General features: G+C 70.7%; 26 protein-coding genes and 1 pseudogene. 12 read left to right on the forward strand and 15 right to left on the reverse strand.

What is annotated here, in order from left to right; translation table 11 throughout:
* Window positions 1-80 precede the first annotated feature (80 nt).
* Window positions 81-1,016 (forward strand): AraC family transcriptional regulator, encoded by a 936-nt coding sequence (locus ACGFQ9_RS34085; RefSeq protein ID WP_393579344.1) that lies wholly within the window; start codon window positions 81-83, stop codon window positions 1,014-1,016.
* A 997-nt stretch (window positions 1,017-2,013) separates the two neighbouring features.
* On the opposite strand, the gene ACGFQ9_RS34090 is transcribed toward ACGFQ9_RS34085, so the two are convergent.
* Window positions 2,014-2,496, reverse strand: a complete 483-nt coding sequence (locus ACGFQ9_RS34090) for a hypothetical protein (RefSeq protein WP_393579346.1) — start codon at window positions 2,494-2,496, stop codon at window positions 2,014-2,016.
* A 468-nt stretch (window positions 2,497-2,964) separates the two neighbouring features.
* Here ACGFQ9_RS34090 and ACGFQ9_RS34095 point away from each other — a divergent pair, with 468 nt between their 5' ends.
* Window positions 2,965-3,537: a hypothetical protein gene (locus tag ACGFQ9_RS34095; protein WP_393579347.1), complete on the forward strand. Its 573-nt coding sequence runs from the start codon at window positions 2,965-2,967 to the stop codon at window positions 3,535-3,537.
* 712 nt (window positions 3,538-4,249) lie between these two features.
* On the opposite strand, the gene ACGFQ9_RS34100 is transcribed toward ACGFQ9_RS34095, so the two are convergent.
* The 5 genes from ACGFQ9_RS34100 to ACGFQ9_RS34120 all read right to left on the reverse strand — a co-directional run bounded on the left by ACGFQ9_RS34100 (window position 4,250) and on the right by ACGFQ9_RS34120 (window position 7,596).
* Complete coding sequence (locus ACGFQ9_RS34100) at window positions 4,250-4,654, reverse strand: type II toxin-antitoxin system PemK/MazF family toxin (protein WP_393579349.1); 405 nt, start codon at window positions 4,652-4,654, stop codon at window positions 4,250-4,252.
* Between the two features lie 93 nt (window positions 4,655-4,747).
* Window positions 4,748-5,431: a maleylpyruvate isomerase N-terminal domain-containing protein gene (locus ACGFQ9_RS34105; protein WP_393579350.1), complete on the reverse strand. Its 684-nt coding sequence runs from the start codon at window positions 5,429-5,431 to the stop codon at window positions 4,748-4,750.
* A gap of 169 nt (window positions 5,432-5,600) precedes the next feature.
* Window positions 5,601-5,831: a GNAT family N-acetyltransferase gene (locus tag ACGFQ9_RS34110; RefSeq protein ID WP_393579352.1), complete on the reverse strand. Its 231-nt coding sequence runs from the start codon at window positions 5,829-5,831 to the stop codon at window positions 5,601-5,603.
* A 497-nt stretch (window positions 5,832-6,328) separates the two neighbouring features.
* Entirely contained in the window at window positions 6,329-7,108 is a 780-nt protein-coding gene (locus tag ACGFQ9_RS34115) for an SDR family NAD(P)-dependent oxidoreductase (RefSeq protein ID WP_393579353.1), read from the reverse strand.
* A complete protein-coding gene (locus ACGFQ9_RS34120; protein WP_393579354.1) occupies window positions 7,105-7,596 on the reverse strand; it encodes a YbaK/EbsC family protein in 492 nt (163 codons plus the stop codon). Before ACGFQ9_RS34120 ends, ACGFQ9_RS34115 begins: the two co-directional genes overlap by 4 nt.
* Window positions 7,597-7,708: 112 nt before the next feature.
* Between ACGFQ9_RS34120 and ACGFQ9_RS34125 the strand changes: the two genes are divergently transcribed.
* Both ACGFQ9_RS34125 and ACGFQ9_RS34130 read left to right on the forward strand, forming a co-directional pair.
* Window positions 7,709-8,257, forward strand: coding sequence for a helix-turn-helix domain-containing protein (locus tag ACGFQ9_RS34125; RefSeq protein WP_393579355.1), 549 nt, complete (start codon window positions 7,709-7,711; stop codon window positions 8,255-8,257).
* A gap of 596 nt (window positions 8,258-8,853) precedes the next feature.
* Window positions 8,854-9,732, forward strand: a complete 879-nt coding sequence (locus ACGFQ9_RS34130; protein WP_393579356.1) for a MerR family transcriptional regulator — start codon at window positions 8,854-8,856, stop codon at window positions 9,730-9,732.
* 642 nt (window positions 9,733-10,374) lie between these two features.
* On the opposite strand, the gene ACGFQ9_RS34135 is transcribed toward ACGFQ9_RS34130, so the two are convergent.
* A complete protein-coding gene (locus ACGFQ9_RS34135; RefSeq protein ID WP_393579357.1) occupies window positions 10,375-12,003 on the reverse strand; it encodes a putative glycoside hydrolase in 1,629 nt (542 codons plus the stop codon).
* Between the two features lie 199 nt (window positions 12,004-12,202).
* On the opposite strand from ACGFQ9_RS34135, the gene ACGFQ9_RS34140 reads away from it, so the two are divergent.
* Window positions 12,203-13,213, forward strand: coding sequence for a polysaccharide deacetylase family protein (locus ACGFQ9_RS34140; RefSeq protein WP_393579358.1), 1,011 nt, complete (start codon window positions 12,203-12,205; stop codon window positions 13,211-13,213).
* Window positions 13,214-13,426: 213 nt separating this feature from the next.
* On the opposite strand, the gene ACGFQ9_RS34145 is transcribed toward ACGFQ9_RS34140, so the two are convergent.
* Genes ACGFQ9_RS34145 through ACGFQ9_RS34155 form a run of 3 tightly spaced genes read right to left on the reverse strand, consistent with a single transcriptional unit; the run spans window position 13,427 to window position 15,623 of the window.
* Entirely contained in the window at window positions 13,427-13,969 is a 543-nt protein-coding gene (locus tag ACGFQ9_RS34145; RefSeq protein WP_393579407.1) for a TetR/AcrR family transcriptional regulator, read from the reverse strand.
* A gap of 42 nt (window positions 13,970-14,011) precedes the next feature.
* Complete coding sequence (locus tag ACGFQ9_RS34150; protein ID WP_393579359.1) at window positions 14,012-15,421, reverse strand: amidase; 1,410 nt, start codon at window positions 15,419-15,421, stop codon at window positions 14,012-14,014.
* Complete coding sequence (locus ACGFQ9_RS34155) at window positions 15,408-15,623, reverse strand: hypothetical protein (protein ID WP_393579360.1); 216 nt, start codon at window positions 15,621-15,623, stop codon at window positions 15,408-15,410. Before ACGFQ9_RS34155 ends, ACGFQ9_RS34150 begins: the two co-directional genes overlap by 14 nt.
* Window positions 15,624-15,764: 141 nt before the next feature.
* Between ACGFQ9_RS34155 and ACGFQ9_RS34160 the strand changes: the two genes are divergently transcribed.
* From ACGFQ9_RS34160 to ACGFQ9_RS34180, 5 genes and pseudogenes are all read left to right on the forward strand, one after another.
* Window positions 15,765-16,685 carry an MBL fold metallo-hydrolase gene (locus ACGFQ9_RS34160; RefSeq protein ID WP_393579361.1) on the forward strand — a complete coding sequence of 307 codons (921 nt, stop codon included), beginning with the start codon at window positions 15,765-15,767 and terminating at the stop codon, window positions 16,683-16,685.
* A gap of 388 nt (window positions 16,686-17,073) precedes the next feature.
* Complete coding sequence (locus ACGFQ9_RS34165) at window positions 17,074-17,622, forward strand: hypothetical protein (RefSeq protein WP_393579362.1); 549 nt, start codon at window positions 17,074-17,076, stop codon at window positions 17,620-17,622.
* Between the two features lie 525 nt (window positions 17,623-18,147).
* Window positions 18,148-18,378 carry a hypothetical protein gene (locus tag ACGFQ9_RS34170; protein ID WP_393579409.1) on the forward strand — a complete coding sequence of 77 codons (231 nt, stop codon included), beginning with the start codon at window positions 18,148-18,150 and terminating at the stop codon, window positions 18,376-18,378.
* Window positions 18,335-18,644 (forward strand): annotated as a pseudogene (locus tag ACGFQ9_RS34175) (DUF6879 family protein). Before ACGFQ9_RS34170 ends, ACGFQ9_RS34175 begins: the two are co-directional and overlap by 44 nt.
* 111 nt (window positions 18,645-18,755) lie before the next feature.
* Window positions 18,756-20,978: a helix-turn-helix domain-containing protein gene (locus ACGFQ9_RS34180; protein WP_393579363.1), complete on the forward strand. Its 2,223-nt coding sequence runs from the start codon at window positions 18,756-18,758 to the stop codon at window positions 20,976-20,978.
* A gap of 222 nt (window positions 20,979-21,200) precedes the next feature.
* Here the strand turns inward: ACGFQ9_RS34180 and ACGFQ9_RS34185 are convergent, their stop codons facing one another.
* From ACGFQ9_RS34185 to ACGFQ9_RS34200, 4 genes are all read right to left on the reverse strand, one after another.
* Complete coding sequence (locus ACGFQ9_RS34185) at window positions 21,201-21,557, reverse strand: hypothetical protein (RefSeq protein WP_393579364.1); 357 nt, start codon at window positions 21,555-21,557, stop codon at window positions 21,201-21,203.
* A 9-nt stretch (window positions 21,558-21,566) separates the two neighbouring features.
* The gene (locus ACGFQ9_RS34190; RefSeq protein WP_393579366.1) at window positions 21,567-22,067 is read right to left on the reverse strand and encodes a hypothetical protein; all 501 of its coding nucleotides are present in this window, start codon (window positions 22,065-22,067) and stop codon (window positions 21,567-21,569) included.
* 1,099 nt (window positions 22,068-23,166) lie between these two features.
* A complete protein-coding gene (locus ACGFQ9_RS34195) occupies window positions 23,167-23,337 on the reverse strand; it encodes a hypothetical protein (protein ID WP_393579368.1) in 171 nt (56 codons plus the stop codon).
* The gene (locus tag ACGFQ9_RS34200) at window positions 23,334-23,777 is read right to left on the reverse strand and encodes a DUF4259 domain-containing protein (RefSeq protein WP_393579369.1); all 444 of its coding nucleotides are present in this window, start codon (window positions 23,775-23,777) and stop codon (window positions 23,334-23,336) included. Before ACGFQ9_RS34200 ends, ACGFQ9_RS34195 begins: the two co-directional genes overlap by 4 nt.
* Before the next feature lie 17 nt (window positions 23,778-23,794).
* On the opposite strand from ACGFQ9_RS34200, the gene ACGFQ9_RS34205 reads away from it, so the two are divergent.
* A complete protein-coding gene (locus ACGFQ9_RS34205) occupies window positions 23,795-23,986 on the forward strand; it encodes a hypothetical protein (protein ID WP_393579370.1) in 192 nt (63 codons plus the stop codon).
* Window positions 23,987-24,489: 503 nt separating this feature from the next.
* Window positions 24,490-24,777 (forward strand): hypothetical protein, encoded by a 288-nt coding sequence (locus ACGFQ9_RS34210; protein WP_393579372.1) that lies wholly within the window; start codon window positions 24,490-24,492, stop codon window positions 24,775-24,777.
* 28 nt (window positions 24,778-24,805) lie between these two features.
* Here the strand turns inward: ACGFQ9_RS34210 and ACGFQ9_RS34215 are convergent, their stop codons facing one another.
* Entirely contained in the window at window positions 24,806-25,312 is a 507-nt protein-coding gene (locus ACGFQ9_RS34215) for a hypothetical protein (protein ID WP_393579373.1), read from the reverse strand.
* Between the last annotated feature and the right edge of the window lie 229 nt (window positions 25,313-25,541).

Consider the following 25,541-nt stretch of genomic DNA (forward strand, 5'->3'; position numbering starts at 1 on the left):
CTACGACCGTGCATGGAGACGATCCATGCGTCAGACGGCCCAGTTCATGCGCGTGCGTCTCGCGCCCGTATCCTCGGCGTATGGATGTGCTCAGCGACGTGGTTGCAGTGACGCGGACTGGCCGGCCCCGGTCGGCGCATGTGCGGTGGCACGCCCCGTGGGGACAGGAGTTCGCGTCCGTCCCCGGTTCGGCGGGCTTCCAGGTGATCCTGCAGGGTTCCTGCTGGCTCCTGCCTCCGGACGCGGAGCCTGTCCGACTGCTCGCGGGCGACGTGGTGTTCCTGCCCCACGGCAGCGGGCACACCCTGGCCGACAGCCCCGAACGCCTGATGACGACGCCTGCCTGCGGCCTCGATGACCACGAGCTGTACGACGCCTACGCCTCGGCCACTGTCGACCGGAGCGGAGACCGCGGCCCGGTTACTGTTGTGCTGTGCGGGGCCTACCAGCTCGACCCGTCCCGCACTCACCCGCTGCTGCTGACCCTCCCGGATCTGATCCACCTGTCGGCCCACTCGGACCGCCGTCCCGCGTTGCGCTCAGCCGTTGAACTCCTGGCCGCCGAGCTGGAAACCCCGCGCCTGGGCACGGACGCAGTCATCCCCGCCCTCCTGGACACGCTTCTGCTGTACATGCTGCGCATCTGGTTCGACGAGCAGCCTGCCCGAGGGGACACGACCGGATGGGCCGCTGCCCTGAACGACCCGCCGGTCACCGGCGCCCTCCACGCCATCCACCGAGACCCGGCAGCACCGTGGACCGTGGCGAAACTCGCAGCGGAAGCCGGACTGTCGCGGGCACGTTTCGCCAGACGCTTCGCCATGCTGGTCGGCCAACCGCCCCTCGGCTACCTGACCTGGTGGCGGATGACCACGGCAGCGCGCCTGCTACGGACAACGGACGCACCGTTGAGATCCATCGCCGCCCAGGTGGGCTACACCTCCGAGTTCGCCCTCGCCCACGCGTTCAAGCGCACACACGGGACCGCACCCGGCGCGTACCGGCGGAACACCTGATCCGGACGGCCAACCTGAGCACGTTCAGTCGTACGCGGCTGGGCACATTCAGGCGTACACCGACACCCGGGTACGTGGCTATATGAGGACCGCAGTCTTCTCTGTGTCGGTCCATGTCAGGACCAGCACACCGGCGGCCAGGGCGCCCGGTCGGTCTTGCGGAGGCTCGCAGCATCACAGCGGTTGGCCGGCCAAGGTTCCCGGCACGTTACTCCGCGCTCGCGGTAGCCGGCAGCCACCAAGGAGAAGGCTTCCGAAGGTCGCAGCCTCACTGACTGAATCGCACCAACTCGCAGCCCCACTCGACAGTGAGGCTGCGCGGTTGCTGTCTGATCCGGCTGCCGCGGGTGCTTCCACCTCGACGGGTGAGCCCAGCGCGGCGGCCAGGGGAGCTGTCCACCACGGGTGAAGGACGGCCCGTCAAGATCGCCTGCCGAAGGATCCGCATATCCCGCAGAACTCCCCACGACCTGGCCGCCATCGCCAAGGCCGTCACTCTCGCCGTGACCGTCGCCCCGGTGATGGCCGCGACCGGTGGCTCTGTACGGGCGGCCACATCGACGTCCGCCTCCGAAAACGGGAGCTCGTGACGATTCTTGAGAGCTACTCAAGAACTCTCGGAGTTGACGGCCGGAGGTTTCGGGGCGTCGGTGGCCGGCTCACGGCTCCGGGCACGGAACCGTTGGCCGGCGCTGGGGGAGGCGTGGGTATGCGGGCAGTATGCCTGCGGCGGCGTCCCCGTCGAGCACGGAACGGTCGTTGGGCCGGTGATGGAGTGGCCCCTGGCGGGCCGCCCCTCTCAATGACGTCGCACGACGGTGCACAACGGGGGCTGCGGCTGGACGTGCAAGTCCTCGTCAAATCAGAGGTTTCAACCAAAGCGCGTTCGCTGTCACTCACCTCTCGCGACAACGAGCCCCCACGCATGGGGACCGTGTTCGAGCGCGCGTTGAAAGGAGCGCTTGATTGCTGCGCGCGGGCCCGGCGGTCGGCCGGGTCAGGAGACGAACTGGTCGGTCAGGACGCAGCCGTCCACCAGCGCGGGCGCCGTGCGCGTGTCACCGGTCGGCCGGTAGGTCGGGTTGCAGTTGAGGATCAGCAGGTGGGACGCGGACAGTTCCCGGATGGTCCGCTCGCTCGGAGCGATCACGGCGAAGTCCCGGCCGACGGCGAAGCCGCCGCGGATGCCCGCCTTCGGGTCGGTCTTCATCCGCTGGGCGATGTCGGCCCTGTAGGCCTCCTGGAACCTCTTCATGTCGCTGGTCTTGAAGACCCGGATCCAGTCCCCGGCGGCGTCGTCGCAGGTCCCGCGGAACTGCACGCCCCAGTCCGCGTCGAACTCGGCGTCCATCGGGTAGTACCGCTCGTCGCTCGGATCGATGCTGTACGTCCGGCAGGTGGTGAAGCGTGCCACGTACTCGCCGGCCGCCATCACCATGCCCGCCCTGGGCAGGTTGTCCAGCATGAACTTCTGCCGCACGGCTGAGGTCCCACCACTCTCACTGGCCCCACCGATCCCCGTGCCGGCCCCGCCGTTGCGCCCCGCACCGCCGGCGGAAGCATCGCCCGGGGAGGATGCCGGGCCCGGCGCCGTGCCCGCCGTGCCCGGCGCCGACCTGTGCGGCGCCGGGGTGGTGTCGTCCAGAGAGGACGCCGACCGCGACGGAATCCCCGCCGCGGGGCCCCCGCTACCGTCCGGCGTGCACCCGGTCAGCGTCACGGACACCACCGCGGCCACGGCCGTTCCTACGGTCCGAAGAGTCGACAGCGCTTGCACAACGGTCCCCCGATAGCCCACCCGATGATGTCCGCGGAGCACTGTAGGTCAAGCCCTCCTCCAAGATCAACGCGAGTGGCGTCCCCGGCTCCGCGACACGTAAGGAAGCCGCCCTCCCCGGCCGCACCCAGAGGCGCCCGGTGTCAGCGGCGACCCCTAGCATCTGCTGCCGTGGAACTCGTTGAACTCGAAACCCAGATATCCCGGCTGGCGGAACTCGGCCTACCCCTCGCACCCGACAGAAACATCGACGACCTGTTGTACTCCCTCCCCAGGGACCTCTTCGAGCGCAGGCCGTACGAACTCCTGCTCTCCATCCTCGGCGCGGAAGTGGAACGCGAACCCTGGGGACGCTGGTTCTGCGACCGGGCGTGGAACTTCGACACCGAATGCGTCCACGGACCCGGCGCGTACGTCAGGATCGCCCGCGAGCTGTGCCGCATCACTGGCCGCCCGGATGCCTTCACCGACGTGGAGGACCACGTCGACCTCGCCACCGGAGGGGCATGGATCGCCTACACGGTCAACGGCCGCCGACGGCGCTGGACCGCCGAGGTGCACGACGACTGGGCGGACGGACTCGTGGTCACCTACCTGCTGGACGACCTCGAGCAGGACGGCCACCGCTTCTGGACGAGGGACAACGGCCAGATCGTGAACCTCTACTTCCTGGACACCTGCGCCGCCGAAGGCATCAACTCCCTACTCCCCAACGGCAGCCCCCTGGCCCCCGTCCTCTCCTGAGCCCGCAGGGCGAAAGCGCGCGCAGTGCGGGTGTCCACTGAGGCCTGTCACCAGTCGGCTGTCAACCATCCGCAGAGGGACGGCCTTCCAGTGCCCGGGGCAACGGGTAGACGCGCTCTGCAGGGAACAGCCGCTGTGCCTTGGCGGAATGCCCGGTGTGAACCGGTGCTGAGGCCTTGACGTGTACCGCTGCCCGCGCAACGGCATCGGATGTGCGGTCGCCACCACGGCCCGGACAAGGTGACACCGTCGCGGCCGCTGCGGACCGGGTCGGGTGGCGGGAACCCGTGGGCGTCTGCCGCACCGCGTCGAGGTGGACGGTCAGCTCCGTCCACCCGCTGTGGCGCGTCAGCTCCAGAGCCTTGATCTCGTGCCAGGGCATGACCGCAAGGTTGTTCGGCGGGTCCAGTCCGATACCGCGGCTGCTGAGGGTGAGGCCAGGCCGTCCTTGACCGCGCCGACCAAGCCACCACCGACAGCCCCAGCGGAGAACCCATCGCCTGCTCCGGCGAGTGGCACCCGCGCGGTGCCGACCACCACGCCGTCGGCCGTCACCCGGGACTCCTCCCAGGCCCTGGCGATCCCGAAGCCCAGGACGCGGGGGCCGTCGGAGGCCAGAGCGATGTTGGCGGGCTTCAGATCGCGGTGCACGAGACCGTCGCAGTGGAGTGCGGCGCGACGGCGCCATCGCGGGCGTCCGTTCCCGCTCTGCCTACCCGAGGCCGCCGAGACGGAGGGTGTTCCTTATCTCGCTGAGCTTCGCGGTCGTCTCCGGGGTCCGCTCCTGCGCCTGTTCGGCGAGTTGGATGGCATCCTCGATCTCGCTGAGCTTCGCGGAGGGCAGGACGCCTGCCGGCTCGATCAGGTCGTCCCCGGATACGGTGGTCAGCCACGTGCAGGGGATGAAGCCCGGGCGCGGGAACGCGAACCGCAGCACGCCTTCGAAGGGCAGTCCCTCCATGGCACCCAGGGCCACTTCGACGCCCAGACCGCTGATGTCGACGCCCGCCGGGGGGACGACCTGCATCACCCGGATCCCGGACGCGCTGTCTCCCGACAGGAGTACGGCCGGCCGCCGCTTGTCGAACTTGACCCACCAGACTTCACCACGTCGCAAAACTCCTCCATACAAGACGGCAGGTTGACGCACACCCGGCGATCGCATACCGAGTGATTCCCGGCTTCTCGGGGTTACTGGCGGGCGCCGGCGTCAGCCCAGGGCGAGCCAGCGGATGCCGAGCTGTTCGACCTCTACGGCCTCCACTTCGTTCAGCGGCTCCCGCCCGGTGGCCTTGCGCAGGAAGCGCGTCCGGCTCCACCCCAGCTCGTCGGTGGCCACGGCGTGTTCCGTGCCGAGGAGCAGCTCCGTGACGACGTCGCCGGCTGCCGGGGTCAGCCAGGGCTTGCGTCCAAGTGCGTCGGCGAGGTCGAGACCGTGGACGGCGACCTCCACCACGCGGGTGAGGAGGAACTCCGACAGGAGCATGGCGTCGCCATGACGGGTTCGTACGGTCCGGTCGTCCTGCTGGACTCGGCACAGCTGGTCGACCCGCTGCCAGGTGGCGGCGAAGTCCCGGGCGAAGGCGGCGCCGTCGGCCGACCGGGCCGCACGGTCATGGGCCAGTGCGATCCGGCTGTCGTTGGTCCGGGGTGAGAAGCGCTCGTCCGGGCGGTAGTACTCCGCCGCCGAGATCTCCGGCTCATCGGGTGCCGGTGCGTCCAGCATGCCCGGTAGCCAGTCGATCACGACACATACGTGCCCCAACAGGTCGAGCACGCTCCAGGGGGTGCAGCGTGTGGGGAGGTTCCACTCGGCTGGGGAAAGGCCTGACACGGCATCGGTCAGGGCCCCGGCTTCCTGACGGAAGGCTTCGAGCACTCGGTCTTGATTCACGCTGGTGATGTTCCTGATCATCGTCGGACAGACTCCTGTCGGTCATGCGATCGCGGCTCGACGCACATGTTTTCTCACGGCGGCCCGTAAGCTCGCATCGCTCGTTCCGCCCGGGGCGGGCGCTTCCGTCCTTGGGGGTGGCGTCGGCCCCGTCAGGCGCGTTCGGCTCTCAGATCTCCGCGTTGCCGGGTCGCTCACCGCGGAGCGTGGAGTAAATCACCGAGTCGTTCCACTGTCCGCCGCGCCATACAGCGGAGCGCAGGACGCCTTCCCTGACGAAGCCGGCCTTCTCCAGTGCGCGCTGCTCGGCGAGGTTGGCCACGTCCGTCCACGCCTGGATCCTGTCGGCCCTGGTGTGTTCGAAGAGGTAGTCCGCGAGGAGCCGCTGCCGGGAAACCACTTGACCCGGCCGACCGTCACGTCGCCCTCGACGACGGAGAACAGCCCGCCGTCGGGACCGAGCAGGCCGTTCTCCGCGAAGCGGCGGCGCAGGCCGGCTGTCGACTGGTGGCCGAACCACTGGTGGACGCCCCAGCCCTCCGGCCCGTCGAACTCCCGCTCCCACACGTCAAGGTCGTCGGCGGTGACCGGGCGCAGCGTGATCCTGTCCGACATGGAACGGCTCCTGATCTCCCGGGCCGCGCGGTTCGCTTCCGCACGGCCACGACGGGCAACGTCTGTGAATTTCTCCCCCAGTCGACACGCGGTCCGGCGGGGTGCCGGTTGCGTCCGCCCGGAGAAAGATCGCCGGCGATGTCCCGCCCGTCGGCCAGGGGCCGGCCGCGGCCGCCGGCTGACCGCCTCTCCCGCGCTGGCGAACGAGAACCTCGGGGCTGGAGCCCGTGGCCTCTGTCCCCGGCGACCGGGCGGGCCCGCGCAGGCTGGAACGGGCCGTGATCAGCAGGCTGTCCACCCTCCGTCCACCGGCAGGACGGCGCCCGTCAGGTACGAGGCCCCCGGCGAGGCAAGGAGCAGCGCCGCGCCCACGAGTTCGTCGGGCTGGGCCCAGCGTCCCATGGGCACCTGGTGGTCGAGGAACTCCCGCACCCGCGGATCATCCTCGGCGCCTTCGTTCATGGGAGTGCGGAACGGCCCCGGAGCCAGTGCGTTCACGCAGATGCCGGTGCCCGCGAGTTCGGCGCCGAGGCTGCGGGTGAGCTGGACCACCGCACCCTTGCTCGCCGCGTAGCCGGCCCTGCCCGCAGCCCCGACGAGTCCGAGTGCGCTGGCCAGGGTGACGATGCGGCCGTACCCGGCCTCCCGCATCACCGGCACGACGGCCTGGCAGGAGAGGAACGTGCCGACGACGTTCACGTCCAGACAGTGCCGCAACGTGGCCGCGTCGAGCGCCTCCAGCTCCCCGCGTGCCTGGATCCCGGCGCTGGTCACGAGCACGTCCAGGCGCCCGTACTCCGCGAGTACGGTGCCGACCAGGCGGCGCACCCCGGCCTCATCGGTCACGTCGCAGGCCAGTCCCAGGGCGGAGCCGCCCGTTCGGGCGGAGATCCGGGCCGCGGCGCGTCGGCAGGCATCATCCCGCCGCCCGGCCACCACGACCACGCTGCCGGCTGCGGAGAGCCCCTCGGCGATGGCCTGGCCCAGCCCGGCCGAGCCGCCCGTGATCACTGCCACCTGTCCGGTCAGATCCGTTTCCCGGCCGTCGAACGGGCTCGTCACGGGCCGACGGGCAGCAGGAGGCCACCGGTGAGCCGGAGGAGTTCGGCCGCGGTGGTGACGAACACCGTGTGCGGCGTGCCGGCCGCTGCCCAGATGTGTTCATGGCCGGTGAGGGCATCGTCGACCACCGTGGGCAGCTGCCTGGGGTGGCCCACGGGCGCGACGCCCCCGATCGCCTGACCGGTGGCCCGGCGCACCTCCTCCGGAGTGGCTCGGCGGAGTCCGGCGCGTCCCCAACGCGTGGCGAGCGCAGTGGTGTCGACGCGGTGCCCGCCGCTCGTCATCACGAGCACGGGCTCCCCACCGGAGACGAACACCAGACTGTTGGCGATGGCTCCCACCGCGCACCCGAGGGCTGCCGCTGCCTCGGCGGCCGTGCGCGCGGAAGCGCCGAGCACGCGGATCCGGTCCGGCAGCCCGGCGGCCGCGAGGGCTTCGGCCACCGGACCGCACCGGTCGGGCAGGGATGGGCTGTTCCGGGACTCCATACGTCTCCTCCGCTCCAGGGCACGGCGCACACTCAGCCGTTCCGTATACAGAACGTTCTGTCTGTGGAACGATAGGCCGTACGGGACGGCTGATCAAGGGACAGGGGGAAGCATGGACGCGCACGTGGCCGGCCGCGTCGGATCACGGCTCCGGGACCTTCGGGAGGCACGCCGGATGTCGCTGTCCGAGCTGGCCCGCCGCTCCGCGGTCGGCAAAGGCACCCTGTCCGAACTCGAAGGCGGGCGGCGCAATCCGACCCTCGAAACCCTTTACGCGCTGACCACCGCGCTCGGCGTGCCGCTGAGCAGCGTGCTGCACGCCGCCGCCCCGCAGCTCCCTGCCCCGTTGCCGGAGGAGATCTCCGGCCAGGCCGTGGACGCGGTCCTCACTGAGCGCTTCGAGGACCCGGCCGCGGTCACCGAGACCTACCGGATACGCATCCGCGCCGGCTCCACGCAGGAGTCCGCTGCGCACGCCCCCGGGACCACCGAGCACATCATTGTCCTCACCGGCCACGCTCGGGTCGGTCCGGCCCACGCCCCCGGCCCGGTTGTGGGTCCGGGCGCGCACGCGAGCTGGCCGGCCGATGTCCCGCACGTATACGAGGCGGCGGAGGAGGATGTCGAAGCCCTTCTGGTGGTCCGCCACCCGCGCCAGTGACCCGAGTCAGAGACTTTCCGGTAGATCTCCGGGCCGCCGCCTTGGCCGCCCAGCTTGGCATGCCTCTTTGCCAACAGGACAAGAGGCCGCCTGGACCGAACGCGTATCCAGCGGACTTCCGACTCGGGTTGTCGGTTCGTGTCTTCTGGATCAGGCCGGATCAGCTGGCGGCTCTGGCACTGTGCATCGCAAGGCCGAGGAGAGGCAGGCCGGCACTGCGTTCCGCGCCGAGGACGACCCGACGATTTTCGACAGGCGAAGCTGCGGTTGCGGATCAAGCAGTCCCGGCCGCCTGGAGGACAGCACGTCGGGCGCGAACTGCAACGGCCGCTACTGCAAGCCGACGATCAGTCACCGGGCCTGCCGCGGGGCGCTGGCTGACTCGGTGCCGTTCCTGGACTTGCACGGCGACGGTCGCGGCTACCAGCACCTGCTCGACGGATCTCCCCACCCATTCCGGGCCCGTGCTGGAACGGGACGCCCATGGCGAGGGACCGCCCGATGGCCCGTCAGAGTCCGGGTCGTGTGTAGTTGCACATGCCGTAGCGGCATGTGCTGTCGTTGAGGGCACCACAGCACGAAAGGCCCTGTCTGCGATGTACCCCTCCGCCACACCTCCCCGCGAGGTCAAGATCGGCGATGCCGCCGCCTTCGCCGGAACCACCCCGCGCGCCATTCGTCACTACCACCACATCGGTCTGCTGCCGGAGCCCGGGCGAGGCGGAGACGGACGCCGCCGCTACGGCTACGACGACATGATCCGCCTGCTGTGGATCCGCAAGATGTCCGAGGCCGGCATCAGCCTGGACGACATGCGGGCCGCCTTCGACGAAGCCCGGGACGTTGAGGACGTCCTGGGCCGGCTGGAGGAGACCCTGGCTGCCCAGGAGGCCGACATCAAGCGTCAACGCGCGGCAGTCCAGCGCCTGCGGGGCGTGGGCAGCCCACTGGGCCTGCTCTCCCCGTTGGTCACGGACCGGCTCAGCCACCTGCCTTCCGGCGCACTGCGCCCCTCCGACCTGGACGCCCTGCTGGTCACAGAACGGATCTTCGGGCCGCTGGGAGCCGCGATTCAGGCCAGCGTGTTCATCACCCTGGCGACCCATGAAGGCCTGCGCGCCGAGGCAGACCGCCTTGACGCGGCTGACGCCGCCCTCGATGACACCGTCGACCCCCACGACCCGCAGGTCGAGGAACTCGCCGCGCAACACTGCGCCCACCACAAGGCCCTGCTTCAGGCCATTGAAGCGGCGGGACTGGACGTGGCCGAGGAGAAGCTCTTCGAGATCTACGACGCCGAGGCGAGCGGCGAGGAGGACGCCCAGATGAGTGCGTTCGAAGCGGTATCCAAGATGCCCTATGGCTTCTCCGCGGCCCGGATGCGGTGCATGGAACTCACGGCACGGCTTCTTGACGGTGACCTCAACCTGTCAGTCAGCGGGTTTGGGGTCAGCCACTCCCGGTATCCGTCATAGGGCGGCTTGCCGTGGAACAGGGGATTCATCTCCCAGCAGCCGCTGGTGGCGAGCACCGCGGCGCTGACCAAGTCACCGGTGATCATTTGACGCGGTTTGGAGTGCCGGTCGGCTGGCGCGTCGGCGTGGAGGGCAAGCAGCGCGGGCGGAAGCTGCCCGATGAACGCCGGCCAGGCGACCTCGGCGGTTGTGGCGTCCAGATGGACCACGGCGTCAACAGCACGGGCCGGACCCGTGATCCAGTCGTCCGGGTGGGCCAGGACGGTGCGCGGGTCCAGCACGATCCGGCCGAGCGCCGGCGCCTGGTCCTCACCGCCGTCGACCCGTTCATCGACCGTGGCGTGCTCGCGCAGCAGATCGCCCGCGAGGAACAGCAGCGCCGCGCCCTGGAGGAGTTCGTCGGTCGGTGGGGTGCGGGGAGTGAGGGGCGGTCCTTCAGCCCCAGAGGGCCGGCCGGCAAGGGAAGCGAGATCGCCCAGGTCTTTGAGCGCGCCTGCTCAGGCGGGTATACGCCTCGCGGACTGCCGCCGGCCCGTGCCGGCGGCGCCGGAGGCTGCCGTGGTAACTCCTCTGGGAGGCGGCCGGGCGGTTCCGCCTCCCACACGGCCGACGGCCAACTCGGACAGGCACAGCCAGGCCCTGTCAGCGCGTGGCGATCTGTTGGAGCGCCGTGCCCTGGTAGCGGGCACCGGCGTTCCACAGGATGAAGGAGTTCATCTTGTTGGTCGCCGCGGCCTTGATCTGTTCGGCCACCTCGGCCGGCCCGTAGGTGCTGCCCATCGAGAAGTCCTGGAGCCACGGGACGATTTCGGTCTGGGTGCCCTTCGCCAGGCGAGCGAAGTCGGCGAGGGAACGCTGCACGATCGCATACGGGTCGGTGTCGGGCTGAGCGACGCCGTACTCGCCCGGCCCCCAGTGGGACGGGTAGACCATCGGTGCGATGTAGTCGCTGACCTTGACCAGGGCTCCGATGTCCTGCGCGATCTCGGTGGGCCGGGTGGCGGCGATACCGAAGACCGAGACGCCGAGGTACTTGGCGTGCGGACGCAGCGCGGTCCGGGTGTCGGCGACGAACGAGGTGATGGACTGTTCGGGCGTGGCCGTACCGATGCCCGGGAAGCGCATGTGCGACAGCGGGCCGTCCGGACGGCGCACGTAGTCGTAGAGGATGTCGTCGAAGCCGAGCCGAGCCGCTTCGACGGCGAGGTCCCGGTTGTACTTGCGGACCGTGGGGTTGGCGAAGTTGGTGAAGGAGAGGGCTCCGTAGTGGCCGCCGTCGTAGGGCTGTCCGGCCGGGGTCAGGACGATCTGGTCGCGCTTGCCGGAGTTCCAGGCGGCCGAGGCGAGCTTGGGGTCGCGGAAGGCCACGATGCGGCCGATGACCTGGGCGCCGGCGGCGTGGATCTCGGCGATCGCCTTGCGGGCGTCGTAATAGCCCTTGGCCGCGCCGATCCGGCGGGCCAGCGGTACCTCGGATGCGTACCCGACTTCGCCGTCCTCGTCCTTGACGTCCAGCTCGACGGCGTTGAGCTTGCCGCTGCGAACGAGGGCGAGGATGTCGCCGCGCAGGGTGTTGTCGCCCCACCCGATGGCGGTGATGTGCGCGGCACGGATCATGGGGCGACGCCCCCGAGTGGACACATCCCTTGTGGTGGTGTTCCCGGCGCGGTCCACTGCTGTGACCGTCGCGGCGGGTGTGCCCTTGGGTACCGTGATCTTGAAGGTCCCGGCCTTGTCGACGGGGACCTTCTTGCCGTTGACGGCCACCTCGGCGTCGGTGGAGGCGTTGCCGGTGATGGTCACGGGGGCGGCGACGTTCTTGATTTCGGGGTCGGCCACCTTCAGCTCGGGAGCGGTGGCGTCCACACTGAAGCCCACGACCTTGCGGTACGAGGCGAAGGGGAGGCTGCTGTCGCCCGTCACCACCAAGGTGTGCCGGCCCTCGGTGAGGTGTGGGAGGGCGAGGTTCAGGCGAGCCCCCTCAGCCGTGACGGGGACCGCCGTGCCGTCCAGGGTGGCGCGCAGTTTGTCCCTGCCGCCGGCCTCCGCGATGGCGAGGTAGGCGCTGACCTGTGCGGCCTTGCGCCCGTCGAGGACGGCGCCGTCGCTCAGACCCTGGATGACCGGCCCAGGCGCGAGGAATGTCCAGGCTCCGACGCCCGCTCCGGCCAGTGCGAGCGCCCCGGTCGTCGCTATCAGGGCGGCCCGACGGGCCGGGCGGCGGAGACGGAGGGAGGGGGCCGAGTGCGAGATGCCTCTGGGGGCCATCATGACGTCCTTCGTGTCGTGGGCCGGATGCTGCCTCCATTCATTGCCGCACGGTGTCCCAGTCGCCACGTTCTGGCCGTATTTCACACGAACGCCGCGTTCGGTCCCGTGTGGCGGCTACGCCATGCAGGGGGCGGCGCGGTATACGGGCTCCCGTCGGAGGTAGGCATGGCGCGACACGTCCGCCTTGGAGGGGCTTCTCATGCGCCACCCGCTCATCCCGCTCGGCTCCCTGGCCGGCGCCGCCCTGCTCGCCTCCGGCTGTTCCACGGGGCCGTCACCGGTCGCCGGGGAAGGCCGTGCGGCCGCCTCACCCGCGACGGTCAGAACCGTCGCCCCGGAAGCGCCGGCGCAGGTCGGCGCCAACGAACTCGGCCAGGTGCCGGTGCTGATGTACCACCAGCTCACCGAGAACCCGGCCGGCGTCTACGACCGCACCCCGGCCGATTTCCGGGCCGAACTGGAGCGCCTCGCGCGGGAGAACTACGTGCCGGTGACCGCCCGGGACTTCCAGACGGGCCGCATTGACATCCCAGCCGGCATGCATCCGGTGGTCCTCACCTTCGACGACTCGACCAACAGTCAGGTGCGCCTCGACCCGGACGGCACCCCGGCGCCGGACACCGCCGTTGCCATCTTGACGGAGACGGCGAAGAAATACCCGGAGTTCAAGCCGGTGGCGACCTTCTTCGTCAACGCGGAGGCATTCTCGGCGACAGGTTCCGCCAAGGCCCTGACCTGGCTGAAGAGGCACGGGCACGAGGTCGCCAACCACACCGACCGCCACGAGAACCTGCGCTCCCTGGATCAGGCGGGCGCCATGCGGGCGATCTCCGCCGGACAGCAGGCGATCGAGAAGGCAGCGCCCGGGACGCAGGTCACCTCTCTCGCCCTGCCCTTCGGCGCCATGCCTCAGCCGGCCGGGGTCGCCACGCGAGGAACGGACTACCGCTACGACGGGGTGTACCTCGTGGGGGCCAACCCCTCGGTCTCGCCGTTCGCGAAGGCGTTCATGCCCGGAGCGATCCCTCGGATCCGCTCGGCGGGACCCAAGGACGAGGACGCCGAATTCGGTTCGTCGCGCTGGCTCGACAAGCTCGCCGCCGGGAAGAACCGGTACGTCTCGGACGGGGATCCGAACATCGTCGCCTTCCCGAGCGCCTTGCAGAACGAGCTGTCGCCGACTTTCGCGAAGCGGGCCCGGCCGTACTGAGCCGTGAAGGCAGACCGGTACGTGGCCGCGTCCGCCACGGGTTTTCGCGGGCGAGGTCAGGGAGGTCTGCTTCGGCGGCCGCGAGGCGAGGCTCGGGTTCGGTGGCTCCGCACGGCGGTGACCGCCTCCGGTACGGCGCTGCCGGCGAGCCCGTCGGCCCGGCCCCGCCCGCAGCGGGGCCGGCCGACGTCTTCGGGCACGCCCCGGGGCGGGTCAGCCCAGCGCCGCTGCTGTCGCGAGCCGGCGCGCGTACGCGGTGTCGAGGCCCTGCGGGCGGAACAGGACCCTGTACATCAGGGGCGCGACGACCTGGTCCATGACCGTCTCGACGTCGGGTACTTCCTCTCCGCGTTCGGTTGCGCGGGCGAGGATGACGGCGATCTGCCCGGCAGCGTAGGCGGAGCACCGGCCGGCGTTGCTGCCGTCGGGGTCGCCCAGCAGGGCGTCGCGGATGTAGGCGCGCCCGGTGGGTGAGGACATCTCGTCGAGGAACTGGTCGGCCCAGGCAGCCAGGTCCGCCGGCAGGGCCCCGCGGTCCTCGGGCTCGGTCTCGGGCCTCAGCCGCTCGACCGCCACGTCCGACAGCAGTTCCTGCAGGTCCCCCCAGCGCCGGTAGATCGTCGACGGGGTCACCCCCGCACGCTGGGCGATCAGCGGCACGGTCACGGAGTCCCGGCCGATCTCCGCGGTGAGTTCGCGTACCGCGGTGTGCACCGATGCCTGGACCCGGGCGCTGCGCCCGCCGGGGCGTACCATCTGCCTGCTCACGCCCTCCACCCTAACGCGAAATCATTGCTTCTAGTGAGGTCGAGGGTCGGGCGCGAGTTCGCGGGCGGGCCGGGTCTGCTCGTAGGCATGGCCGACGCGGAAGAGCACCTGCTCGCCGAAAGGCGGCCCCAGGAGCTGCATGCCGACGGGCAGGCCCGCCCGGTCGTGTCCGACCGGCACGGACAGGGAGGGCACGCCGGTGATGTTGGCGGGGGAGGAGAGGCGCACATAGGCGTCGGAGACGGCCTCGACCGTGCCGTCCGCCCAGGTGACGGTCTCCTGGCCGGAGTGCACGGCGGTCGCCGGGACGGCGGGGGCGGCGATGAGGTCGACCTCCCGCAGCGTGCGGGCCCACTCCCGCCGCATGAGGGTGCGGGCGCGCTGGGCGCGCAGGTAGTCCCCGGCGGGCGTCAGCGCGCCGGCCTCCAGCAGTACGCGGACGTCCTCCCGGTAGAGCTCGGGGACCGTGCGCAGGGTGTGCTCGTGGTAGGCGGTGGCCTCGGGGACCATCAGGCCCCACTGGGTGGCCTGGACGTAGCGGGTCATGGGGATCTCGACGTCGACGAGGCGTGCGCCGAGGGCCTGGAGCTGGTCGATGGCGCGGCGGACGGCCGCTTCGACCTCGGGGTCGACCTGGTCGAAGTAGTAGGTGCGCGGCACTCCGATCCGCAGCCCTGTGAGGTGGGTGCCCCCGGCCGGCCGGTAGTCGGTGACGGGCGGGCCGGGTGAGGTCAGGGAGGCGGGATCGCGCGGGTCGTGTCCGGCCAGCGCGTTCAGTACCAGGGCCGCGTCCTGCACGGTGCGCGTGATCGGACCGACGTGGTCCAGTGACCAGGACAGGGAGGTGACGCCGTGTCGGGGGACCAGACCGTACGTCGGCTTGAGGCCGACGACGCCGTTGAGCGCGGCGGGCACCCGGATCGACCCGCCGGTGTCGGTGCCCAGGGCGAAGGTCGCGGCCCCCGACGCCACGGCGACCGCAGAACCGCCGCTCGACCCGCCGGCGACCCGGCCGGGGTCCCACGCGTTGCGGGTCTGCGGGGTGGTCAGGCCGTACGCGAACTCGTGGGTGTGCGTCTTGCCGAGCAGGACCGCGCCCGCCGCCGCCAGCCGGGCGGCGACCGTGCTGTCCTCGTGCGCGCGGTGGTCGCCCCGGACCCGGGAGCTTGCCGAGGTGGCCGTGCCTGCGACGTCGATCAGGTCCTTGAGGCCCATGGGGATGCCGTGCAGCGGACCGCGGTAGCGGCCGGCCGCGATGTCGCGCTCGGCTTCCCGCGCGGCCTCGCGGGCGCGCTCGGCGGTGAGGGTCGCGTATGCCCGGAGGGTCGGCTCCACCCCTTCGATCCGTCTCAGGACGGAGTCCGCCAACTCGACGGGGGAGAGCCGGCGGGAGCGGATCGCCTCTGCGGCCGCGGCCAGGGAGAGTTCATACGGCTGCATCGTGCTGCTCCTGTTCGGCTTCCGCGCGATAGGCCGGGGCAGGCGGAGTCTCCCCGAGGTCCAGCTCCCGCAGGACTGCGACGACGGAGTGGATGTGCTGCGCGACGGCGGCCACCGCGGCGTGGCGGTCGGCGTGCAGCGGGAGCCCGGCGCGGGCGGCCCACCGCGCCGCTTCCGGCGGGGCGAGATCAGCGGTCGACATGGATGTCCTTCCTCGGGCTGGAGCCATGACGCCCCCTCAGCATCACTAAAGCCAAGAGTTTGCGTTAGGCGACCCTAGAACCCTAGGGTGACTTAACGCAAACCAATTGCTTTTAGCGCCCCGGAAGGAGAGGTACCAGTGATGCGCACCGACCCGGCCACCACCCACCCCCCGACAGCGATCCCCACCTGGAACGTGGGAGACGTCACCGTCCACCGCATCGAAGAGACGCCCCTGCCGCCTGACACCGGCCCCTGGCTGCTGCCGGACGCCACGCCGGAGGTCGTCACCGGACACGACTGGCTGCGCCCCCACTTCGCGGACGACGACGGCGTCCTGCACCTGGACAGCCACAGCTTCGCCCTCACCTCCGGCGGACTGCGCGTACTGGTGGACACCGGCATCGGCAACGGCAAGAAGCGGGCGAACCCCGCCTGGCACGACCTGGACACCGACTACCTGCTGCACCTCACCGCCGCCGGATTCCCCCCGGAGTCCGTGGACCTGGTGATCCTCACCCACCTGCACGCGGACCACGTCGGCTGGAACACACGTGAGGTGGACGGGAGCTGGCTGCCGACCTTCCCCAACGCCCGCTACGTCACCTCCCGCACCGAGCGCGAGTTCTGGGCCGGCTACGACATGGAGGAGGCGCGCGAGCAGATGTTCCAGGACTCCGTGATCCCGGTGGAGGAAGCAGGACTGCTCGACCTCGTCGACGTCCCGGCCGCAGGCGCCGGCATCGCCCCGAACCTACGTCTGCTCCCCACGCCCGGCCACACCCCGGGCCACATCGCCGTCGAGCTGACCAGCCGCGGCCGGACGGCCCTGATCACCGGTGACTGCATCCACCACCCCGTCCAACTCGCCCACCCGGCCATCGGCGCCTGCGTGGACATCGACCCCGAACGCTCTGAGGCCACCCGCCGCACGCTGCTGGCCTCACTCGCCGACACGGACACCCTCCTCCTGGGCACCCACTTCGCCCCGCCCACCGCCGGCCGCGTCGTCCTCCACGACGGCGCCTACCGCCTCTCGCCCGTCTCCGCCGACCCGAAGTAGCAGCCGAGGCGACCCAAACCGGCCCGAACTCCCGTGCTCGTGGTCCGCGGCTTCAGCTCCCAGTCCCACGGCGACGTCGGACGCGACCGCCTCGCCCGCGAGCAACGCGAAGCCTGTCTACCCGTCTTGGCGACTTCGACTGCTCCGGCGAGGACATCGAGCGCGACCGGCTGCTGGACGTCGCGGCTGGCTGCGGCGGCACCGACGCGGACCGACGTGGAGGTCCGTCTCATCGTGGTCAAGCGAAGCCTTGTCTGTTTGGCGATGCGGCCTTGCGAGCTGTGGTGTCAGCCCCCGCCCCGCCGCGAGCCACGTACGGCGGCGCTTTACGGTAGGGGAGACGTGGACGTGCGGAGGGCACGTCGGTGGAGCTGCACGGGGGGAGTGTGTGGGATTGAACGATGGAGGCGAGGGCGGGTTCCGGGACGGGGCGCGGCTGTTGACCGGCGAGGAAGCCTGTGAGTGGTTCGGTTTCGGCAGGGGGTTCGGCCTCTATGACGGTATGGGGCATCTGTTCGCGTACGCCGACCCTGATGAGATGGGCCGTTTTTCCGGGCACACGCTGTCGGGCCGTCTGAGGAGCTACGGCTGGGACTCCCGGGACCGGATCGTGCGCCTGCTCGCTGATCAAGACGGCGAACTCGTCAAGAGGTTTCAGGTAAAGCCCTGGGCGCGCATGGTCAAGGGGGATCACGAGAACAGGTTCTGGGTGGCCGCCGACGGGCACATGGAGATATCGGAGCCGTGCCGCGAGCCCGGCGACGCGGTCGGCCAGGAGATCTGGAAAGGCCTGTGGTTCTCCAAGGGAGACCAGGAGGAGCTGTTTCGGTGGACTGCGGAGCAGCAGAGTGTGGTGCTCCGTCTGCATGTCACCCGGCTGTACGGCGAGATGCGCCCGAAGGACGAGTGGGAGGAGCCCGAGCCTCGGTACTGGTGAGTAACCGGACGACGGGCGGCGGTCCCTGTCAGACGCCTGTGGAGCGGCGAGGCGTCGGCCCCGAAGGGTGGGAGCCCTCCCGCTGAGCCGAGATCCTCCTCGTTGTCCGCGTGAGCCGAGGGCGACCCGGTCAGTGCGCAGGTACCGGCAAGATCTGCCCGAGCAACCCCCGTTCGAGGGCTCCTGGGGGAAGACTGCGCCGCATGGAGAACTTCTTCGAGCGGGTGATGCCCTTCTGGCAAGCCGGCCGCCGCGACCTGCACTGGCACATCCGCCACCCCGGCCGAGGCCGCTGCCCTCGCCGCCGCGTACGAGGAGATCGCCGCGCCTGGACTGCGGGCCGTGCGGTCGACGGGATGCACTGCACACTGCTCCACGCCATCGGGCTGGGCCGCGAAACCGTCGACATAGATGTGCACCCTCGCCGTCGAGATCAGTGGATGGCCCGGCAAGCCCTTCACCGAGCTCGTGGACATCGTGACTGCGGCGATGGATCGCACGGGAGCGCCCTTCAAGGCGTGAGGGATCGCCGACGTCTGGGTCGAGGAGGAGTCTGCGGGCCTCGTCCTGCAGGGCGAGGAGGCCGACGAGCTCCTCGCGGCTCTGGTCGGCTCAACCGAGTGGGTGGCCGGCCACAAGGCGGGGATCCCCGTGCACGAGCGGGTGATCCGCATTCCGGCCCGGATGGTGCCGATCCTGAGGGAGGCGTGCGATGCCGCTGAACGCGCAAGCGCTGCACGACGCGACGTTCGCTGAGCTTCTGGCAGCCACCGAGCGCACAGCCGTCCATCTGGAGATGCGCGACAGCTACGCCGTCGGTGATGAAGCCGACGACTTCGCGGCCTTCGTCACCGACCACATCCGCTACGAGCACGCCGTCACCCCGCTCAACCTCCAGGCCGGCGAGCAGGTGCGACTGCGCCAAGGACGGCCGCGAGCGCACCACCGGCGCGGCCGCGGCCGCGCTGTGCCGCACCGCGTTCGAGAAGGTGTGGGAGCGCGCCATCCCGCACGCCAGGTGAGCGACCATCCATAAAGCGCCGCGCGTTTCACCCGCAAAAACACGTCGGGCATACTTCTGCGGGCAAGGTACGGCGTTCCGCTGGGCCGCACAGACCAGGGGACTTCCAGACATGGACACCGGTACACCGGCCACCGGCGACTTCGGTGCTCTTCTGCGCGGCCTGCGGAAGCGGGCCGGGCTGAGCCAGGAGGAGCTGGCCCATGCTGCGGGGGTCAGCGTGCGGGCGCTGTCGTACATGGAGCGCGGACACTCCCGAGGGCCCCAGCGCCGCACGGTGCAGGCGTTGGCCGCGGCCCTGGGGCAGGACGCGGCCGGTGCCCGGGAGCTGGAGCGCACGGCGAGCCTGGGCCGTCCCCGCCGGGCCCCCGTGAGGGACGTACCGCCACCTGCCGTCGTACCGGACACCGCCCCGCCGACCGGCGCGTCCGACCTGCTGCCGCGCGCGCCGCGCGGCTTTCACGGACGGGCGGCGGAGCTCGTCGCGCTGTCCCGGGCCGCCACGGGCGAGGCGCCCGTGTGCCTGGTCGTCGGGCCCGCCGGGGTCGGGAAGACGGCTCTCGTGCTGCACTGGGCCCACCACGCACGCGCCGCCTTTCCCGACGGGCTGCTCTACGCCGATCTCCGCGGATTCGGCGACACGGGCGAGCCCGCCCTCGTCGAGGTGCTGCGCGAGTTCCTGCCGGCGCTCGGTGTGCCCCACGGCCGGATACCGGAGTCGGCGAACGGCGCGGCCGCGCTGTTCCGGTCGCTCGCTGCACACCGCCGGCTCCTCGTGGTGCTCGACAACGCCCGGGACTCCGAGCAGGTCAGGCCGCTCCTTCCCGGTGGTCGCCACTGCGTCACCGTCGTCACCAGCAGACACCGGCTGGCGGGGCTGATCGTCACCGACACCGCCCGGCCCGTCGCCGTGGACGTGCTCGGACAGGAGGACGCCACGATGCTCCTCGCCGAGGTGCTCGGCGCGGAACGCGTACGCGCGGAGCCGGAGGCCGCACTCCGGCTGGCCGAGCTCTGTGACGGGCTGCCCCTCGCGCTGCGCGTGGCAGCCGCCCGGCTTGCGGGGCGGCCCGCCTGGTCGCTGGGCGCGATGGCCGCTGAACTGTCCGACGAGACGCGCCGGCTGAGCCTGCTGGATGTGGAGGACACCGGCGTACGGGCGGCGCTGCGCGTGACGTTGCAACAGCTGCCGCGGGAGGTCTCCCGTCAGTTCGCTCATCTCGGCCGCCACCCCGGTACGCACGTCGACCGGCATGCGGCGGCGGCCCTGGCGGGTACGGACCCGGCAGCCGCCGAGGCATCCCTGGAGCGGCTGGCCGTCGCGCACCTCGTCACGGAGACGGCGCCCGGCCGGTGGACGATGCACGATCTGGTACGGCTCTACGCACGCAGCCTGGAGGGCGGGCCCGAGGCACTGGGGCGCGTCCTCGACCACTACATCGCCACGGGCATCGCGGCCGTGGCGGCGGCCGAGCCCGGCAACGAGGACTGCTTCCCGCTGCCGGCGGACTACGTGCCGCCCGCCGCGGTGCGGGAGTTCGCCGACCGGTCCGCCGCCGTGGCCTGGTACGCGGCCGAGCGGGACGACCTCACACAGGCGGTGGCCGCGGCACACGCCGCCGGACTGCACGAGCGGACCTGGCGGATCGTCCTGACCATGTGGCCACTGATCGTGTGGCGCGTCCGGGACGGCTGGGCCCCGCTCCTGGAGACCGCGCTGGAGGCCGCACGGGCCGGCGGCGACCAGTACGGCGAGTCACGGGTCCTGAACGTGCTCGGCTGGGTGCTGACCGAGGAAGGCCGCATCCCGGAGGCGCTCACGCACCTGGAGGCCGCCTCCACGCTGGCCTCCCGGGCCGGCGACGCCGTGGCCGAGGCGAACGCCTTGGTCGTCCTGGCCGTCGCACAAGCCGCGCTCGGCAGCCTGGACAAGGCCGCGCAAGGATGCGAGCGCGCCGTGGAGCTGGCGCGCAAGGCCGGTGACCGGACCATCGAGAGACTGGCCACGCAGCACCTCGCCCGCCACTGGGCCGACGCCGGGAAGTGGCGCCAGGCGCTCGACACCGCGACCGAGGCGCTGGCCTTCGACGACCGGTCGGACACGGCCGACGTGCCGCGCATCCTGCTCCTCGTGGTGCGGGGAGAGGCGCTGCTGGGGCTCGGAGACGAGGCCGGGGGCATCGGGCAACTCGACCTGGCGGCCCGGGAGGCGGAATCCTCCGGCTATGACGACGGCGCCGTACGCGCGCTCGGCGCGCTGCTGCGGGCATCGGCCGATGCGGAACTCCAGGCACGGTACGACGCGGCGGTCGCCCGGCTCATGACGCGGACGTAGAACCGGAAGCGGAGCAACACGGAGTCGCACCGGCCTTGACGGCGTGGATGTGCCCCCGTGTGCGGAGACGGGGCGCGCCCGGGGCGGGGACCGGCGGGGGGACCGGTCCTCGCCCCGGGGCGCAGTGCGTGGGCGCGCGGGCCACTTCAGGCAGGTGTCCTGGGTGACCTTGCCACCGGCTGCGTCGGCCGCAACCGGATCCATGGACAGGCACAGGTCCGTTCAGTAGAAGCCGTCGGGCTGGTGGTTGACACCGGGGACATCGATGGTGATCCCGTCCTGGAGCGACCGGTAGCCCCCCCCCGCGTATTTGGCCGGGCTGCGGTTCAGGCCCCTGGACACGAACGTGTACGTGTACGTCACGAACATCTCACCGGTGGCGCTGCCTACGGCCGCGTCGATGTTCTCCTTGACGTACTTCCACTTCTCCGGGACGGTCGCGGCGGCCAAGTGGTCCTCCTGATGGCTGTTGAAGGACTTGGTCCCGCAGGCGTTCGCGACACCCTTGAAACTGCCCAGCACGATCTTGCCGCGGACCTGCGAGAGGAGCGGAACCAGTGCCGGGGCGTTCTTTTGCACCGAAGGGGCTTAGAAGAGGCCGGGGTACGCGCTCAGGTAGCGGCCGAATACCTCTTCGATCTTCGCGTGATCCACAGTGCTCGGGTCGTTCACGCATTGCGTGATGTCTCCACCCGTGCCGGGGCATTCGGCCCTGAGCCGCATGACGACGGCCTCGCCAGGGTGCCTTGCAAGGAAGCCGCGTGCTTTTCCCAGGACATCGTCGAAATTGGCCTCCTGGTAGACGACGCCGTGGATGGACAGGGTGTCGTGGCTGCCGGGCAGGGACACGGCGGCCGACCAGGTCCCGCCCGAGACGTTCTTCATCCAGTCGGCGGCAAGGTTCGGCTCGCCGACGTTCCGGTACGCGTCACTGTCGCCCGCCCCGGCCGCTTCCGCGGTCCCCGTGGGGCCGGGCGCGAGCAGGACCGCGCCGAGCGCGGCACAGACCGCGATCAGGCGGGCCGGCAGTCGCGAGACCCGCCGCCGGCGGGATCCGCCGCCCGTGTCGGATGAGGTGGTGTGGGGCATGGGACTCCTGTCCGGGTACGCGCTCAAGAACTCACGGCGCGGGGCGACCGGAGGGGACAGGCCCACCCCGCGTCCGTGATGCCCCGAGCCAACCCGACGCGGCCTGCGCAGAACACGAAATTCCACCTGCAAAACTACGGTCCCGCCCAGACTCGCGGGGTCTGCCTGCTGCCCCGGGGCGCCCAGGAAGACGGCGACCCGAGGGGGTGGAGCTTCGCTCCCACCCCATCACTCATGGCCCACACCAGTCCCTCCACGACACAGCATTCCAAGCCCCGGCAGGTCCACCCTTGCCACCACCCCGCGACGACGGGCGGTAAACGGCATACGGCTGACGTCGGCGGCAGAGGTCCCCCGGACGCCCGCTGGCGGAGCCTTCAGGGGAGTTGCGCTCGCTGACACGAAGATGGTGCCTGGCCTTGCCGTACTGACACAGGGTGGCGTTTGGCCTTGCCGGGCCGCTGCCACAGAACCGGCACTTTGCAGCGAGGCTCCCGCCAACCATGTACGAGAGACGGGGGCATCGGGTGGGAGTGCGACGACGACGGCCCCCGTGAACATTGCTGCTCGCGAGGGCCGTTGAATGAGCCGGAGGAGTCCTGACCGGGGCGATGGGGACCTTGCAGCCGGGCTCAGTGATCAGCCGTTGAGTGGGAGTTCGTAGCGGGTCCACGGAGACCAGTTGCCGTTGTGGTCACGGTTGCGGGCCCCAGTACTCCCCCTCTCGTCGTAATAGAACACCCTGAAGGTCCAGGGGTCGCTGGTGTCGTAGGCGTGCGCCGTGCTCGCAGGTGTAGACGCGGCCTCCCCGCGAGCAGCTGCTCGCCTCGGCAGGGGTCGCCACCACCGCGACACTCGCGACCGCAGTGGCGGGCCTTCCCGCCTGCCGCCGTTGTTCATTTCCGGACCACCGAGGGGTGGGGTCCGTCCGCCAGTGCAGGGCAGCACCCCTCCGGAAGGCACCGTCGATCACGGTGGACGGGTACGGTCCACGCAGTTCCACCTGCGCAAATGCGTCGGCGTTCTTCTGCTGAGTCTTCGATAAGGCCGGCCGGATCGCCGACAAACTCGGCGACACTGCACCCGGCCCGGACACCGTCTACGACATCGCATCCCTGACGAAGGTGGTGGCCACCTGGCCGCTCGTCTGCCAGGCCTTCGATGCCGAAGTCCTCGCCCGGACCGCCCCGGTGCGCGACTTCCTGCGGAAATCGCCGTCCTCCGGATCCAAGGCGTCGAGCAGGAGCGGCGGCCGTGCGTCCTGCGTCATCGGGGGTCCCCAGGTGCCCGCGGGGCCACGGCCGGAGCCTCCGGTCCGATTACGGCCTGTATCCCGCGGATGCTCGCGCGCCACGGGCCGCTGTCCCCTTCCTCCCAGAGCTCCAGGAGCTCGGATGGTTCGGTCAGGACCCGGTCCAGCGCTTGCCGGGCGAGTTCGCGGAGGCCAGTGAGGTCGGGGAGGGCCTGCTCCGGCCCGTAGGCGGAACGGGCCGGGTCGCCGCCCGGGCACTGTGCGGCGATCAGCGCCGCTGCCGCCACGGCCTTCTCGGCCTCGTACGAATCCAGAAAGTCCGAGGTGGTCGTGGCCGTGACGCAGGACAGCACCTCACGGATGACGTCCGCGCGCGTGGCGGCCGCCGTGTCGTCGAGGCGCCCGCAGAAGTCCGCCGCGGTGTCGTTGTCGAACGGGCCGATGTCCCACGTGCCCATGGTGTCTCCGCATCATCGTGATCGCCGCGATCTTCGTGATCGCCGTGCCGGTATGGGAAGAGTGGCAGGCGGCACTGACATTGATGCTGATGCTCAGGTTCCGGGTGCTCGTGGCTGAGGCACTGACTGACGCCCTGCTGGGCTGTCTTCCGGTTGTCCCGCTAGCCCGCCGGGACCTGTCCCCATGGCTCTGGCCGGGCGGAACATGACCTGAACGGCCCTGACCGGCGGCAGAACCCGGGACGAGGGGCGAACCCGGGACAGTGGCCGACCGCCAAGGCCACTCCCTCTGACGCCGATCCGTGCACACACCTCCTCGCACGTCTCCTCCACACCGGCAGGCATGGCCCCGGGCTTCAACACCAAGGTCTCGGCGACCCCGACCCGTCGATATGCATCCACGCCGCCGACGCACTGGCCACCGCTGCAGACCCCGACCGGGCGGTCCGCTCCTCCTTCCGCGCCAGGCTCGCCGTTGAGCAAGATCCGGCGAAACGGGACTGCACCGCTGCGCACGAAAGATGCTCCACCCCGACCAGCCCGACCCTGAGCATTGCGACGACCCATGGGCCCCGCGCCCCTGATGGCGAGAAACCAGTCATCAGTGCTTGATCTTCATTTGTGCGAGACGCCGGGGCCCTATCGGTTGCCGTGCACGCTGGCTGCGCTGAGAACAGCCCAAGCTCGCCGCTAGATTGAACGAGATGCCCTGGTGCAGTTAAGGACCAAGATCCGCCGACGGGACACCACCGAAGCCATCATGTGCGCGGTCACCGGCACCCCCACCCGCCCCGGTCTCCTCGTCCTCGGCCGCCACGACACGGCGGGCCGGCTGCGCGCGGTCGGCCGGATGGTACCGCTGCGCCCGGAGGTGTCCCGGCAGGTCGGCGAGCACCTTGCCGCGGCCGGCCCCGGGCACCCCTTCGAGGGCGTGCGGTTCACGGCGGCATGGGGGAGCCGTGACGCCCTGGACGTGGTTGTCCCTGCGTCATGCGGTTGAGCTTGGCTATCGCGTAGCTCTACGGGTCTCATTCCTGTGGGAACAGGATGTAGCCATGGGTGTTGAACCGGCTGAGTACGGTCTCAGACACGCCCCCGCCGGGGGCCATCTGCTGCTTCCAGTCGCCCTCGTGCCATCGTGCGGTCATCAGGACCGTGGTTACGGTGCCTCCGGGGTTGCGGTAGGCGATGTCGATGACGGCGGAGTCCGGGGTGAAGGTGACGATCTTGTAGCCGGCGGGCACCATTCGGTTCGACTTCTCGGGGAAGTCGGGCTTGCCGTTGCGGTTCGCCGCCGTGCCTTGTTCGAACACGTCCTTCGCGGCATCGGGGAAGACCTGCTGGTTCACAACCTTGCGCCAGTCGGGGCCGTTGGCGGCCCGGGCGCTGATGTTCACCAGGGCGAGGACGGCACCGCGGGGCGTACGTGCGTAGCAGCGGGCGACCTGACCCTCGGTGACGGCCGGGCCGGAGGTCTTTGACACCGGCAGCCGCAGCGGGCCGAAATCGGCCCATCCCATCCCGATCAAGGCCACGTCATCAGGGTTGGAGGTATCGGTCCGATCGTCCTCCAGGGGCGGGCAGGAGAGGCCTGCGGGCGGCGATCCCGCCCCGCTCTGGCCAGCACCCGCCACTGCCCCAGAGGGCGAGCCGTTCTGGCCTGCCTCAGGGGCCTGTGCGGCGTCTCCACGCCGTCCGTCCCCGGTCCCGTCCGCTGCGCCCGCGCATCCGGCGAGCGCGATGACTCCAATGGCCGCGACGGCA

Origin of the sequence: Streptomyces sp. NPDC048603 (assembly GCF_043199475.1) — a bacterium.
Classification (GTDB): Bacteria; Actinomycetota; Actinomycetes; order Streptomycetales; family Streptomycetaceae; genus Streptomyces.